The organism is Neisseria sp. HMSC067H09 (assembly GCF_001814135.1).
GTDB lineage: Bacteria > Pseudomonadota > Gammaproteobacteria > Burkholderiales > Neisseriaceae > Neisseria.
Genome location: NZ_KV814938.1, coordinates 1 through 13,980, shown reverse-complemented (window position 1 = coordinate 13,980; position 13,980 = coordinate 1). Strand labels below are relative to the sequence as shown.

10 protein-coding genes are annotated in these 13,980 nt (G+C 54.0%); 3 read left to right on the top strand and 7 right to left on the bottom strand.

The features are described 5' to 3' along the window. Positions 1–93: 93 nt before the first annotated feature. The 5 genes from HMPREF2954_RS09395 to HMPREF2954_RS09375 form a co-directional block, all read right to left on the bottom strand. Complete coding sequence (locus HMPREF2954_RS09395; protein WP_045074657.1) at positions 94–1,698, bottom strand: ABC transporter ATP-binding protein; 1,605 nt, start codon at positions 1,696–1,698, stop codon at positions 94–96. 22 nt (positions 1,699–1,720) lie between these two features. Further along, the gene (gene oppC / locus HMPREF2954_RS09390) at positions 1,721–2,629 is read right to left on the bottom strand and encodes an oligopeptide ABC transporter permease OppC (RefSeq protein WP_045074659.1); all 909 of its coding nucleotides are present in this window, start codon (positions 2,627–2,629) and stop codon (positions 1,721–1,723) included. 72 nt (positions 2,630–2,701) lie between these two features. Continuing rightward, complete coding sequence (gene oppB / locus HMPREF2954_RS09385; protein WP_003741770.1) at positions 2,702–3,622, bottom strand: oligopeptide ABC transporter permease OppB; 921 nt, start codon at positions 3,620–3,622, stop codon at positions 2,702–2,704. A gap of 479 nt (positions 3,623–4,101) precedes the next feature. Then, the gene (locus HMPREF2954_RS09380) at positions 4,102–5,898 is read right to left on the bottom strand and encodes an aminopeptidase P family protein (protein ID WP_003741767.1); all 1,797 of its coding nucleotides are present in this window, start codon (positions 5,896–5,898) and stop codon (positions 4,102–4,104) included. A gap of 249 nt (positions 5,899–6,147) precedes the next feature. Further along, positions 6,148–7,773: a peptide ABC transporter substrate-binding protein gene (locus tag HMPREF2954_RS09375; protein ID WP_009312660.1), complete on the bottom strand. Its 1,626-nt coding sequence runs from the start codon at positions 7,771–7,773 to the stop codon at positions 6,148–6,150. A gap of 313 nt (positions 7,774–8,086) precedes the next feature. On the opposite strand from HMPREF2954_RS09375, the gene HMPREF2954_RS09370 reads away from it, so the two are divergent. The 3 genes from HMPREF2954_RS09370 (at position 8,087) to HMPREF2954_RS09360 (ending at position 11,300) form a co-directional block, all read left to right on the top strand. Next, positions 8,087–9,070: a porin gene (locus tag HMPREF2954_RS09370; protein ID WP_045074663.1), complete on the top strand. Its 984-nt coding sequence runs from the start codon at positions 8,087–8,089 to the stop codon at positions 9,068–9,070. Between the two features lie 522 nt (positions 9,071–9,592). Further along, positions 9,593–10,318, top strand: coding sequence for a metal ABC transporter ATP-binding protein (locus tag HMPREF2954_RS09365; protein WP_060975186.1), 726 nt, complete (start codon positions 9,593–9,595; stop codon positions 10,316–10,318). A 106-nt stretch (positions 10,319–10,424) separates the two neighbouring features. Next, positions 10,425–11,300 carry a metal ABC transporter permease gene (locus tag HMPREF2954_RS09360; RefSeq protein WP_019270326.1) on the top strand — a complete coding sequence of 292 codons (876 nt, stop codon included), beginning with the start codon at positions 10,425–10,427 and terminating at the stop codon, positions 11,298–11,300. 289 nt (positions 11,301–11,589) lie between these two features. Here HMPREF2954_RS09360 and HMPREF2954_RS09355 read toward each other — a convergent pair whose 3' ends face one another. Continuing rightward, a complete protein-coding gene (locus tag HMPREF2954_RS09355) occupies positions 11,590–13,011 on the bottom strand; it encodes a surface lipoprotein assembly modifier (RefSeq protein ID WP_045074670.1) in 1,422 nt (473 codons plus the stop codon). Positions 13,012–13,146: 135 nt separating this feature from the next. Then, a partial coding sequence (locus tag HMPREF2954_RS12725; RefSeq protein WP_070689109.1) for a Slam-dependent surface lipoprotein occupies positions 13,147–13,980 on the bottom strand: 834 nt, incomplete at its 5' end.

Here is a 13,980-nt window from a genome sequence, read left to right as displayed (position 1 = left end):
GGTCGTCTGAAAGTTGGGTTTCAGACGACCTTTTGGTATTTGTGGGGTTCGTGGGCGGAGCCCACGCTACGTTGGGTTTCAGGCAACCTTGGGTCAGAGGTCGAAGGCGGCGTTGATGAGGCGTTTGGTGTAGTCTTTCTGCGGGTGGTGGAAGATTTGGTCTGCGCTGCCGTATTCGACGAGTTCTCCGTGCTGCATGACGGCGACGTTGTCGCTGACGGCGCGGACGACGGAGAGGTCGTGGCTGATGAAGATGTAGGTCAGTCCGTATTTGGTTTGGAGTCCGCGCAGCAGTTCGACGACTTTGATTTGGACGGAACGGTCAAGGGCGGAGGTGGGTTCGTCGAGGAGGATGAACTTGGGCCGCAGGATGAGGGCGCGGGCGATGGCGATGCGTTGGCGTTGTCCGCCTGAGAATTCGTGCGGGTAGCGGTTGAGGGCGTCGGCGGGCAGGGAGACTTCGTCCAGGACTTTGAGGACGAGTTCGGTGCGTTGGGCTTTGGTCATTTCGGGGCGGTGGACGGTGAGGCCTTCGCCTATGATTTCGCCGACGGTGAGGCGGGGGGAGAGTGAGCCGTAGGGGTCTTGGAAGACGATTTGGCGTTCGGCTTTGAGCTGGCGCGCGCGCTCGGGGCTGAGGGCGGCGAGGTCGCTGCCGTCGAAGTGTATGCTGCCTTGGTAGGGGAGCATTTGCATGATGGCTTTGCCGAGTGTGGATTTGCCGGAACCGGATTCGCCGACGATGCCGAGGGTTTCGCCTTGGCGGATGGCGAGGCTGATGTTTTTGACGGCGTGGAAGGTTTTGAGGGGTTTGCCGAAGAAGTTGTGTTTGAGGGTGAAGTGGACGTTGATGCCGTCGGCGCGGATGAGTTCGGGCGGGTTGCCTTCTACGGGGTCTTTCATGCCTTTGGGGACGGAGTGGATGAGTTGGGCGGTGTAGGGGTGGGTGGGGTTGGCGAAAACTTGTTTGATTTTGCCGCGCTCGACGATTTCGCCGTCTTTCATGACGCAGACGGTTTCGGAGTAGTGTTCGGCGAGTCCGAGGTCGTGGGTGATGAAGATTATCGCCATGCCCATTTGTTTTTGGAGGTCGTGGAGGAGGTCGAGGATTTCTGCCTGGATGGTGACGTCGAGGGCGGTGGTGGGTTCGTCGGCGATGAGCAGGGAGGGCTCGTTGAGCAGCGCCATGGCGATCATGATGCGCTGGAGCTGGCCGCCTGAGAATTCGTGGGGGTATTGTTTCAGACGACGTTCTGCTTCGCGGATGCCGACGCGGTTGAGGAGGTCGAGGATGCGTTCGCGGGCGGCTTTGCGGGTGATGGTTTTGTTGTGGACGCGCAGGGCTTCTGTGAGCTGGGTGCCGATTTTCATGAAGGGGTTCAGCGAGGTCATGGGCTCTTGGAAGATGAAGCTGATGCGTCCGCCGCGCAGGCTGCGGAGGGTTTTTTCGTCTGCGTCGAGGATGGATGTGCCGTCGAAGGTGATGCGTGAGTCTTGTCCGTAGCGGGTGGTGTTTTCGGGCAGGAGGCGCATGAGGGACATGGCGGTAACGGATTTGCCGGAACCGGATTCGCCGACGAGGGCGAGGGTTTCGCCTTTGGCGACTTTGAAGCTGATGTTGCGCACGGCGTGGACGGTTTTTTCGTGGAGTTGGAAGCGGATGTCGAGGTTTTCGACGGTGAGTAACGGGGTGTTCATGGGTGTGTCCTCGTGGTGTGTGTCAGCGGTCTTTGGGGTCGAGTGCGTCGCGCAGGCCGTCGCCGATAAAGTTGAAGCAGAAGAGGGTGGCGACGAGGAAGAAGCAGGGGACGAGGAGCTGCCACGGGGCGGCTTCCATGGAGGCTGCGCCCTCTTGGAGCATGGAACCCCAACTGGTCTGGGGTTCTTGTACGCCCAATCCGAGGAAGCTGAGGAAGGATTCGAACATGATCATGCCGGGGACGAGCAGGGAGGCGTAAACCATGACGACGCCGAGTACGTTGGGGATGATGTGGCGGGTAACGATGCGGCGGCGGGATACGCCTGTGATGCGGGCGGCTTCGACGAATTCTTTGTGTTTGAGGCTGAGGGTTTGACCGCGGACGATGCGGGCGACGTCCAGCCATGAGACGAGTCCGATGGCGACGAAGATGAGTAAGAGGTTGCGTCCGAAGAAGGTGGTCAACAGGATGACGAAGAACATAAAAGGAAAGGCGTTGAGGATTTCGAGCAGGCGCATCATGACGGAGTCGAGTTTGCCGCCGAAAAAGCCTGCGAGCGCGCCGTAGAGCGTGCCGATGACGACAGCGACGAGTGCGCCTGCGATGCCGATGAGCAGGGAAATGCGTCCGCCGGCGGCGGCTCGGGTGAGGAGGTCGCGTCCGAGCAGGTCGGTGCCGAAGTAGTGGCGGGTGGCGAAGGAAGGCGGGATTTGCATGTTGTCCCAGTCGGTGTAATCGTAGGTGTAGGCGCTGACCCAGGGGACGGCGATAACGAAGAGGATAATGGCGGCAAGGATGAAGACGCTGCACAGGGCGGCTTTGTTGTTGCTGAAACGCCGCCATGCGTCCTGCCACAGGCTGCGTCCGTGTACTTGTGCCTGTTCGGCTGCGTCTGCTATGGCGCGGGAATTTTTCTTGTTGAATAGCATGGTGTTCTCCGTTTTTTGTTCGGGGGTCGTCTGAAAACGGCAAAACCGGTTTTCAGACGACCTTTTTTGCTTTTAATAGCGGATTTTGGGGTCGATCAGGGCGTAGAGGATGTCGAGTATGGCGTTGAAGACGATGGTCAGTACGCCGACGAGGATGGTCAGCCCCAAGATCATGCCGTAGTCGCGGTTGAGCGCGCCGTTGACGAAGAGTTGTCCGATGCCGGGCAGCCCGAAGACGCTTTCGATGACGATGGCGCCGGTGATGATGCCGACGAAGGCGGGAACGAGATAGGAGAGGATGGGCAGCATGGCGGGACGCAGTGCGTGGCGCAGGACGATGCTGTTCATTGATAGTCCTTTGGCGCGGGCAGTGCGGATGTAGGGGCTGTTCAACACTTCTATCATCGCGCCGCGCGTGATGCGGGCGAGGCCTGCGACATAGCCTATGGAGAGGGCGGCGACGGGCATGATGAGGCTGGTCAACGAGCCGTCATTCCAGCCGCCGGCAGGCAGCCATTTGAGGGTGATGGCGAAGATGAAAATCATGATGGGGGCTTTGACGAAGCTGGGGACGACGATGCCGGTCATGGCGGCTGTCATGATGGTGTAGTCCGCCCATGTGTTGCGCCTGAGTGCGGCGATGGTGCCCATGAGTACGCCCAAGACGGTGGAGATGATGAAGGCGTACACGCCCAGCTCGACGGAAACGGGCAGGGCTTGGGCGAGCAGCTCGTTGACGTTGTAGTCTTTGTATTTGAACGAGGGACCGAGGTCGCCGTGGGCGAGTTGTTTGAGGTAGTTGAAGTATTGCAGGTACATCGGGTCGTTCAGGTGGTATTTGGCTTCGATGTTGGCAAGTACGGCGGGCGGTACGTTTTTGTCGCCGGTGAAGGGGCTGCCGGGTGCGAGCCGCATCAGGAAGAATGAGACGGTAATCAGTACCAGCATGGTGGGGATGGCGGAAAGTATGCGGCGGATGATGAATTTCAGCATATCGTACCTGCTCGGGGCTTGGTGGGTCGGAATATGCCTGAATACGGGAAGGCGGTCTGAACGGGTGTTCGGACGCTGGGGTTGGTTTTCTCTTCTTTGTAGTCAGGCCCTTGGTTTTTGGGTGTGCGGGCTTTTGCTTTTATGTATGGTCGTCTGAAACGGGATTTTGGATTTCAGACGACCTTTTGGCTGATGCTTTTCGTGGGCAAAGCCCACCCTACGGCTTTTATGGTTGTCTGAAAACTTGGGATGGGATTTCGGACGGTTTTTTTTTATTGTGGCGGTTGCGGGTGGCAGCCTGCGTTTTATGTTTGTTTCGGAGGTCGTCTGAAACGGGATTTTGGGTTTCAGACGACCTTTTGCTGGTGTTTTTCGTGGGCAGAGCCCACGCTACGGTTGTTTTTCAGACGACCTTTTGGGTTGGCGCGGACTCATGGTTAGAACCCACGCCACAGTCGTTTTTCAGACGACCTTTGCGGTTAACGCGCCAGCGGTTCGGTACGTTTGATCAGCCATGCTTTTGCCGCGCCTTCGGTCAGCGGCTCGAGGCGGCGGCGGACTTCAGCGTGGTAGCGGTTGACCCAGTCGATTTCGCCGGCGGTCATCATGGCGGTGTCCATCAGGCGGGTGTCGATGGGGCAGAGGGTCAGGGTTTCGAAGTAGAGGAAGCTGCCGAACTCGGTTTCCTGCGGGTTGGCAACAGCTTGGTTGGCGGCGAGGTTTTCAATGCGGATGCCCCATTTGCCGGGACGGTAGAGTCCGGGTTCGATGGAGGTAACCATGCCTTTTTTCATGGCGTGCTGCGGGCCGGGAACGGCGGCGCAGGCGATGACTTGAGGGCCTTCGTGGACGTTGAGGAAATAGCCTACACCGTGTCCTGTACCATGACCGTAGTCGCATTGCGCCTGCCACAGGGGTTTGCGGCAGATGGCGTCTATCATCGGCGAGAGGATGTTTTCGGGGAACACGGCTTCGGCAAGCGCGATATGGGCTTTGAGAACGAGGGTGTTGTCGCGTTTTTGTTCGGCGGTCGGTGTGCCGACGGGGACGACGCGGGTGATGTCGGTCGTGCCACCTTTGTATTGCGCGCCGGAGTCAATGAGCAGCAGACCGTTGCCGCTGATGGTGCTGTGGCTTTCGGGCGTTGCGCTGTAATGCGGCAGGGCGGCATTGGCGTTGAAGCCCGCGATGGTGTCGAAACTCAATGAGATGAAGCCCGGACGTGCGCTGCGGTGGCGGTGGAGCATGGTGTCCACGTCGATTTCGGTCAGGCTGCCGCCGTTGTCGATGATGTCTTCAAACTCGGCGAAGAAGCCACACAACGCCGCGCCGTCGTGTTCCATCGCTTCGCGGATGTGGACGATGTCGGCTTCGGATTTGACGGATTTGAAGAAGGTGGACGGGTTGATGCCTTCGATCAGGCGCACGCTTTCGGGCAGGCGCACGAGGGTGCTGACGGCGGTTTTGTTCGGCTCGATAAGCAGCGCGCCACCGATTTGCGCGAGTTTGTCGGCAACTTGGGCGTAAGGTTCGACCGTGATGCCGGCGGTTTGCAGCGCGGCGGCGGCTTCGGCGTTCAGACGACCTTGGTCGGTAAAGAGAACGGCGTTGTCTTTGCCGATAAGCAGGAAGGACACGAACACAGGGTTGAAAGGCACGTCGCTGCCGCGCAGGTTGGTCAGCCAAGCAATGTCGTCAAGCGAGGAAACCAAGTGGTAATCCGCACCTTTTTCAGCCATGACGGCACGCACGCGGGCGAGTTTTTCGGCAGCGGTCTCAGAGACGTAGGCGGGGTCGTGGATGAACACGGTTTCGGCGGGGATGGATGGGCGGCTGCTCCATACGCGGTCAAGCAGGTCGTCAGGGTGTTCGATGCGGATGTTTTTGGCGGCTAGGGATTGCGCCAAAGTGCGTTTGCCGGTGAGCGACACCATATCGGAAGGGATGCCGACGGCGGCGTTTTCGGAAAGGTTTGCTGCGAGCCATTCGTTGTACGGCGGAACTTGCCCGCTTTTTTGCAGCTCGATGCCGCTGCCTGCAAGCTGTTTGGTGGCTTGTTCCCAATAGCGGCTGTCCACCCACACGCCCGCTTCATCGGCGGTAACGACGAAAGTGCCGACCGAGCCGGTAAAGCCCGACAACTCGCGACGCGCCTGCCAGTGTGCGGGCAGGTATTCGGAAAGATGGGGGTCGGCGGAGGGGATGACGAGTGCGTCCAAGCCTTGCGCCTTCATGGCTTCGCGCAATGCGGACAGGTAATTCGATACGGTATTCATGAACGGGATTCTCCAATAGGGTTTCGCGGTTTCAGACGACCCTTTTATAGTGGATTAACTTTAAACCAGTACGGTGTTGCCTCGCTTTAGCTCAAAGAGAACGATTCTCTAAGGTGCTGAAGCACCAAGTGAATCGGTTCCGTACTATCTGTACGGTCTGCGGCTTCGTCGCCTTGTCCTGATTTTTGTTAATCCACTATAACTTGATGTACAGGGAGGTCGTCTGAAAAACGTGTCTATGTTATCAAATCACTTCTTGGGTGCAAACGACCAATTCTTAACAGTATAGTTTTTCAGCGGGTCGCGGTCGGAGTAGCCTTGGATGTCGGGTTTCACCAGATTGATGCTGACTTGGTGATACAGCGGGATAAAGGCGTCGTCGCGTTGCAGCATCGCCTCGGCGCTGACGTAGCGGCGAGCGCGTTCTTCGGCGGAAATGCCCGCTTCGAGCGTGCTGTTCATCAGCTTGTCAAACTCGGGATTCTTGTAATGGAAGGCGTTGTTCGGATTGTTGGATTTGAAAATATTGAGCATGCCCGCAGGGTCGTTGTAGTCGGAACACCAGCCCGCGAACGCCATGCTGAAATTGCCCTGCATGCGCTTGTCCAAGAAGGTTTTCCATTCTTCGTTCATCAACGTGGGGCGAACGAACGGCACGGTCGCCTTCCAAATGGATTGCAGCGCGGTGATTTGTTTTTTGGCGGCCTCGCTGGTGGTATAGACGATTTGGAACTCGAACGGTTTCTCTTCGCTATAACCCGCTTCGCGCAAGAGTTTTTCTGCTTCGGCAATACGCGCTTCGCGTTTCAGCGGCTTCCACGCAGGCGCAGACTCGCCGCCGCCCTGCATATTCGGCGGGGTAAGCTGGAACGCTTCCTTGTCGCCGCGTGCGGCAACCTTGGTAATGATGGCGCGGTCGGTCAGCAGGTTGAGCGCGCGGCGGACTTTGGGATTTTTAAATTCGGCGGATTCCAAGTTCGGCTCTAAAAACCAAGAACACAGCAAAGTCGCGCGCCGAACCTGACCGGGAAATTCTTTCTCGGCAATCTTAATCTGGTCGGAAGGGATGCCGTAGGTAACGTCCACTTCGTCGGCGCGGTAGCGGTCGTATTCTTTGCCGCTGGCGAGGAACACCGCCCGCGGGATGGATACTTTTTTGCTGTCGTAATAAGCGGGGTTTTTATCCATGGTGATGTGGCTGTTGACGTGCCATTCTTTGAGGATGTATGCGCCGCTGGAGACATAATTGCCCGGCTGCGTCCATTTTTCACCGAATTTTTCGACCGTGGCGCGGTGGACGGGATAGGTGAATTGCTGAATCAGCATGTCGGGGAAATACGGCACAGGCGCGGTGAGCGTGAATTGCAGCGTTTTCTCGTCCAAAGCCTTGACGCCCAAAGTATCCGGCTTCGCCTTGCCTTGCAGGATTTCCGCCGCCCCCTGTATTTTCGCATCTTCCAAATAGCTGCTGCTAGGCGCGGCGACTTCGGGATCGGCGAGGCGGCGGAAGCTGTAAACGAAATCTTCGGCGGTAATCGGGTCGCCGTTGCTCCATTTCGCATCGCGCAGGTGGAACGTCCAAACGCGCCCTTCGTCCGACGGCTCCCATTTCAACGCCAACGCGGGAATGGTTTTGCCTTCGGCATCCGTACTGACCAAGCCGTCCATCATCTGACGGATAATCGCGCCCGCCGCCATATCCGAGCTTTTTTGCGGGTCGAGCGTACTCGGTTCGACTGCGTTGCTGATGACGATTTTATTGTATTCGCTGCGTTTGAATTCGGGCGCGGGCTTGACTTCGCGATGACACGCCGACAGCGCAAGCACCACGGCAAGCGATAAAGCCGATACGGAATAAAGTTTGGTCGGCAGCACGTTGTTTCTCCTCTTTTCCTTATCTCCCCTCAGGTTTGAGTCTTGCAGAAATAAAAAAATTACATACGACTACAAAATAGGGAAATATTCTGAATTTAGGCGGATAAAAAGATTTATTCTCTATAAATATCTGAAATAATCCGCCTGTTCTTGGAATTGGTTTGCAAGATAACACAAAAAAACGCCATAAAAAACATTTTTGAAAATAAAAGTTACAAGCGATTACAAAAATATTGATTTTTTTGCAATCCTAAAATAGTATAAAACCCTGTCGAAACAAAAGTTCAGAAAAATCAAACAAAAGGAGAATAAAATGAAGAAGTTGCTGATGATTGCGGTTGCCGTCCCGCTTGCCGTTCCTGCTTTGGCGTCCGATAACGAAGCCAAAATCGGCGGGCGGATATTTACCTCCATCGAGCACGAACGCAACGGCAAAGGCCAATCCGCTACCGATATATCCGACAACAACAGCCGCATCTGGATTATGGGCAGTGAAAAACTCGACAAAGACCTCAAGCTCATCTACGGCGTCAATTCATTCGTCGCTTTCGATTACAACGGCTGGAGTACGGATGACTCCTATATCGGCCTGCGCGGCGATTTCGGTACCGTCCGTGCCGGCTGGCTCAGTACCCCCATGCACTACCTGACCGGCGAACAAGACGCATTCAACGGCAACAACCACACCCAAACCATGGGGCGCATGACCCGTTTCGGCGGTCGTGAAATCGCCCTGAACTACGAATCCAAAACCTTCGACAACGGCTTCAACTACCGCGTCCAAATCGCGCCCGGTGCCAACAAATACAAAGACAGGAAACGTAACAGCGACTGGATGGCGGGCTTAGGCTTGCACTACAAACACCCGACCAACGGCTTCAACGCTCACTACGCCCTCGAATACGCCCGCAACGGCTCGCCTGACGATACCAAAGACAGACAGGTTCATTCCATGAAAGTCGGCTACGACAAAGACAATCTCTACCTCGCCGCCGGCATGATGTACGCCCGCAATGTTGCCGACAAATTCCACTGGGAAGACGAAACCAAAACCAATACCAACACCCGCGATTTCCAAGTGACCGCCGGCTACACCATGGGCAACATCACCCCTAAACTCGGCGTCGCCTACGGTCGCTCCGATACCGGCAAGAACTACAAACAGCTCGCGTTTAACACCGAATACAAATTCTCCAAACGCACGACCCTCTCATTCAACTCAGGCGTAGTCAAAGAAAGCAAAGACCCCAAAACCGGCTGGGCGGCAGGCATTTCGCTGGAACACAGTCTGCAATAACACGGGATTTGAAGCATAAAAGGTCGTCTGAAAACCTGAATATGGGTTTTCAGACGACCTTTTGTAATTGGCTTCATTGCTTGCTGATGTAGGTAGGATACTTGTATCCGACAACTGCTTGAAATTTTCCACATTGCCTAATTAGGGTTTGAATGTTGGCAACGTTGGATACTCATATCTGGCCTACTGACTCATGAATCGGACGATAAGCCGGGTCGTTTCTTCATGGGCAAGGTACACGCTGCTTATACGGGCAAACCGCCTGCGCCGGCTTTGAAAAAAGTCGTCTGAAAACGGCAGATGCCTTGTCCTCAAGAATCGTGCCTATATCCTGATACTGTCTTTATGTTTACAATCATAATGTTATAAAGTATCATCCTTGCTTTTGTTTCATTTTAAACACATCGTCTTTAATTCCGATATTGTTATGAATTCCATTTTACTCACCGGATTGTTCCAACGCCTGCTGATTGCGCTTTTCGCTTTGGCGGCGGTTTGGGGCATGTATTTTTGGGCGGTTACATGAGTATCGTTGTTGAAAATCTGACGGTCAGCTACCGGACACGGCCTGCCGTACACCATGTCGGCATCGAATTTGCCGAGCATTCGATGTGGGCGGTCTGCGGGCCGAACGGGGCGGGCAAATCAACTTTTTTAAAAGCGGTCATGGGTTTGCAGCAAGTCGATACGGGACGCGTCCTCCTGCAAAACCTGCAACGCAAAGACATCGCCTATCTGCCGCAGCAGTCGGACATCGACCGCGGCCAGCCGATGACGGTTTTCGAACTGGCGGCGATGGGTTTGTGGTACGAAATCGGCTTTTTCGGACGGGTTGACGCGACGCAGCGTACCCGCGTTTTGGATGCGCTTGCGCGCGTCGGTATGCGGGATTTTGCCGACAGGCAGATCGCGCATTTGTCCAACGGCCAGTTTCAGCGCGTTTTATTTGCGCGTATGCTGGCGCAGGGGGCAAAATTCCTGCTTTTGGACGAACCTTTCAACGCCGTCGATGCGCGCACGACTTACGCGCTTTTGGACGTATTGCGCCAATGCAATGAGGAAGGGCAGGCAATTATCGCGGTGTTGCACGATTATGCGCAGGTACGCGATTATTTTTCGGACACGCTGTTGCTGGCCCGGGAAAAGGTTGCGGCGGGCAGAACGCCGTCCGTCCTGACCGATGAAAACCTTGCCCGCGCGAATATGCTGATGCAGCGGCAGGAGTCTGAGGACTGGTGCGACGTATAGTTTGCGCAGCCCCCTTGTAAGGCAGTACGTCGTCTGAAAGATGCGGCGAAGGATTTTCAGACGACGTTTCCCATTTTCAGAAGTTTTCCCTTATTTACCGGATACCATGAATTTATACGATTTGCTGATTTCCCCTTTTGCGGAATTCGACTTTATGCGCTATGCGCTTGCGTCGGTATTCTGTCTGGCTTTGAGTGCCGCTCCGGTCGGCGTGTTCCTGGTCATGCGGCGCATGAGCCTGGTGGGCGATGCTTTGAGTCATGCCGTCCTGCCCGGTGCGGCAATCGGCTATATGTTTGCCGGGCTGAGCCTGCCTGCAATGAGCGTCGGCGGGTTTGCAGCAGGCTTGCTGATGGCGCTTTTGGCGGGTTTGGCGAGCCGTTTTACATCGTTGAAGGAAGATGCCAACTTTGCCGCCTTTTATCTGAGCAGTCTGGCAATCGGCGTGGTTTTGGTCAGTAAAAACGGCAGCAGCGTCGATTTGCTGCATCTCTTGTTCGGGTCGGTCTTGTCGGTGGATATTCCCGCGCTGCAACTGATTGCCGCCTCGGCAAGCGTCACGGTAACGGCATTGGCGATTATTTACCGCCCGCTGGTTTTGGAAAGCATTGACCCGCTGTTTCTGAAGGCGGTCGGCGGGAAGGGCGGCTTTTGGCACGTCGTCTTCCTGATTTTGGTGGTGATGAACCTTGTTGCAGGCTTTCAGGCACTCGGTACGCTGATGTCGGTCGGTCTGATGATGCTGCCGTCGATTACCGCGCGGCTCTGGGCGAAAAGCATGGGCGCGTTGATGGCTTTGTCCGTCTTTATCGCACTGGTCTGCGGTTTTGCCGGACTGCTGTTTTCCTATCACGTCGAAATTCCGTCCGGACCTGCGATTATCTTGTGCTGCGGCGTGCTGTATGCCGTATCGCTGGTGTTCGGGCGCGAAGGCGGTATATTGGGCAAATGGTTCAAGCGTCGCAAGCACAAGGCCTTGTGAAGGGCAGTTGTGCAAGCTGAAAATCAAAAAAGGTCGTCTGAAAAGCTGCTTGGGCTTTCAGACGACCTTTTTATCGGGTTTACCGCTCGGATTTTCGAATCCGATTTATTGTTATTCAAACAGAAACGCTTCAATCGGCGTCATTTCCGCATAGGTGGAGATTCACTTTTAATTTTGACAACCGTTTTTCAAATACCTATTTCTCAAGATTTTCGACGGATTCCTGCCGATACGGGAATCTCGGCGGATGGCGGGCAGAGTGTTTTTCCAACCCCTTATCCCTGCTGCTTCAAAACTGTTTCTCCACGCTGACAAATGTCTGCATACTTTTGCGGGAATAGAAGCCGCTCATATTGCTGTCGATTTTGAGATAACGGAAATTCAAATGCGGCACTAAGCCTTTCCATGAAATTTTATTGTGCCAAATAGAGGCATTTGCCTGATATTCATGGTCTTTTCGAGTCAGGCGGTACACCAGGCTACCCGGTGCATCAAAGGTACGGCGGGCGTAGCGCAGGTTGGTACGGATGCCGAATCCGTTCTCAAACGCTTTCGCCGCGCCGAAGCGTATGCCCTTGCGCACGGATGCCTGCTCCGCTTCTTTGGTCATTTCGTGCGACCAGTCTGCGCCGCCGTAGAGCAGCCAGTTTTTCGGTGCAGAGTATGCCAGCGTTGCCCCCGCCAGCGGCATATGGCTGTTGTAACGCGCTGCCGAGCCGCTGTTCCGATAGTATTTTTTGATATAGCCTGCATTGAGCGAGAGCCGCCATTTTTCGTTCAGACGACGTGAAAAATCGGTATGGATACCGGTTTCGCGATTATAGCGTTTGCCGCCCAGCCAGTTTTGCTCGGCAAACGGTACAATCCCGAAAGATTGCACTGCCGAACGGTTTTTATAGCCTGCCGCCAAGCGCAGGCTTTGCTCGTTAAAATCCTGATTGTCCCAATAATGCACGCCGTCGCCGCTCAGGCTGCCGTAAACAAAATGATGCCCGCCCACATTGATTTCGCGCGATACGCCAGCGCCGTAGCGGATACCGTGCGCCTTTTGCGGCAGGCTGTCAGCGGTTTTATTCCAGCGTCTGCCGTTCCATTCTATAACGCGCTCGGATGAGGCATTGTTCACATTATCGGTTTGCTCGTATTGCAGCGAAACATCAGGCTGCCAGCTTTGCGCCGATTCAATGGAAGCAAGATAGCGGTCGGCAAGTTGCTGCATGGGCGGCTGCAAATCCGGTTTTGCCCGTTTCAATTCAGCTTTTGCCTCACGATACTGCTTGTTTTCAAACATCATTACACCCAAATCGAAACGCGGATACGCCAAATCGGGATGTTTCGCCAAAATGCCGCGATAGAGCGAGACAGCTTCATCATGCCGCAACTGACTGCGCCTCAACGCGCCTAAAGCATAATCGTATAAAACGGCATCCCGGTCGGGCGCGGCTTTATATTGCGCCAACAAACCTTCCAGCATCTTCCAGTCCCGTCCGATTAATGCGCGGTTGATCTGTGCTTCCAATGAGGAATCGGCAGAAAGGTCGTCTGAAAGCCTCTGTTCTGTGGGTTTGTCGTCGGTAAAATCTTTTGAAGGTGTTTCGCTGTTAGGCTGCTTGTCAAAAAATACAGGCGCAGGTACACGGACAACGGGTGTATCGGCAAGGGCGGCTGACGGGAAAGAGAGCATCAGTAAGACGAGATAATTTTTATTCATTTTATTCAGGGGGATATGGATTGCAGGCGTATTCTGTCATTATACGGATAAATATGGATAACGCGGTGAAAATGGTCGAAAAGGTCGTCTGAAACGGTTTCAGACGACCTTTTACATCATAATTAAGATGGAAAATTATTTTTGAATCTCTCCGCGCTGTCCGCCGAAGCCGACAGTATCTTTTCCATTAAAGATAACTTTGCCTGCAACTTCTTCCGCATTTTTACCGAAGAAACCCAATGAGTAGTTACCGGTTTTGTATCCCTGTTCTGCTGATGCGGAAATATTAGAATCCTGAATTATCCCACTATGCAGCTTAATTGTGTCGCCCAGTCCGGTAATTTCCCCGGAACCTGTGCGTTTGGAGAAATCAATGATGTAAGATAATAAACCCTCTTTTATACTTTCTTTTGATTCATGTGAGTTCCAATCATAAGTATTTAGATATGTTCCATTAAATGCTTTACCTGTATAAGTTGCAGAACCTATACTTGGAATAGCTTGAGAATCTGTTTTTAATCCATTGATCACAATAGAAGATTCTCTATCATCTGAGAAGATATAGCCAGTTTGATTGTTATATGAAATGTTACCCGAATAATCACCAGCTACTACGGAATATGGTAAATTGTAGATAACAGAGTGAATACGGTTTTCATTTGTGAGCGCATTTCTAATACTTTGAGAACTTGCAGTAGTCTTTGCCTGAAGCGTATCAAAAGGATATTTTGCATTTGAGAAATCTGTACCTTTAAGTTTCTCGGCTTCATCAATATTTAATTGTCTGATGAAGGCTGTAAGTTTTTGTTGTTTTTCACTATCTTCAGTTTCTATATTTGCTGCTGCAAATTGCTTTGCCTGCTCTTCAGATAACCCTTTTTGAAGTGCAAATTCAATTAAATTAGTCAGTTTGGCAGAAATACGAGCTTCTTCAACTTTACGAGCTTCTTCGGCTTTGCGAGCTTCTTC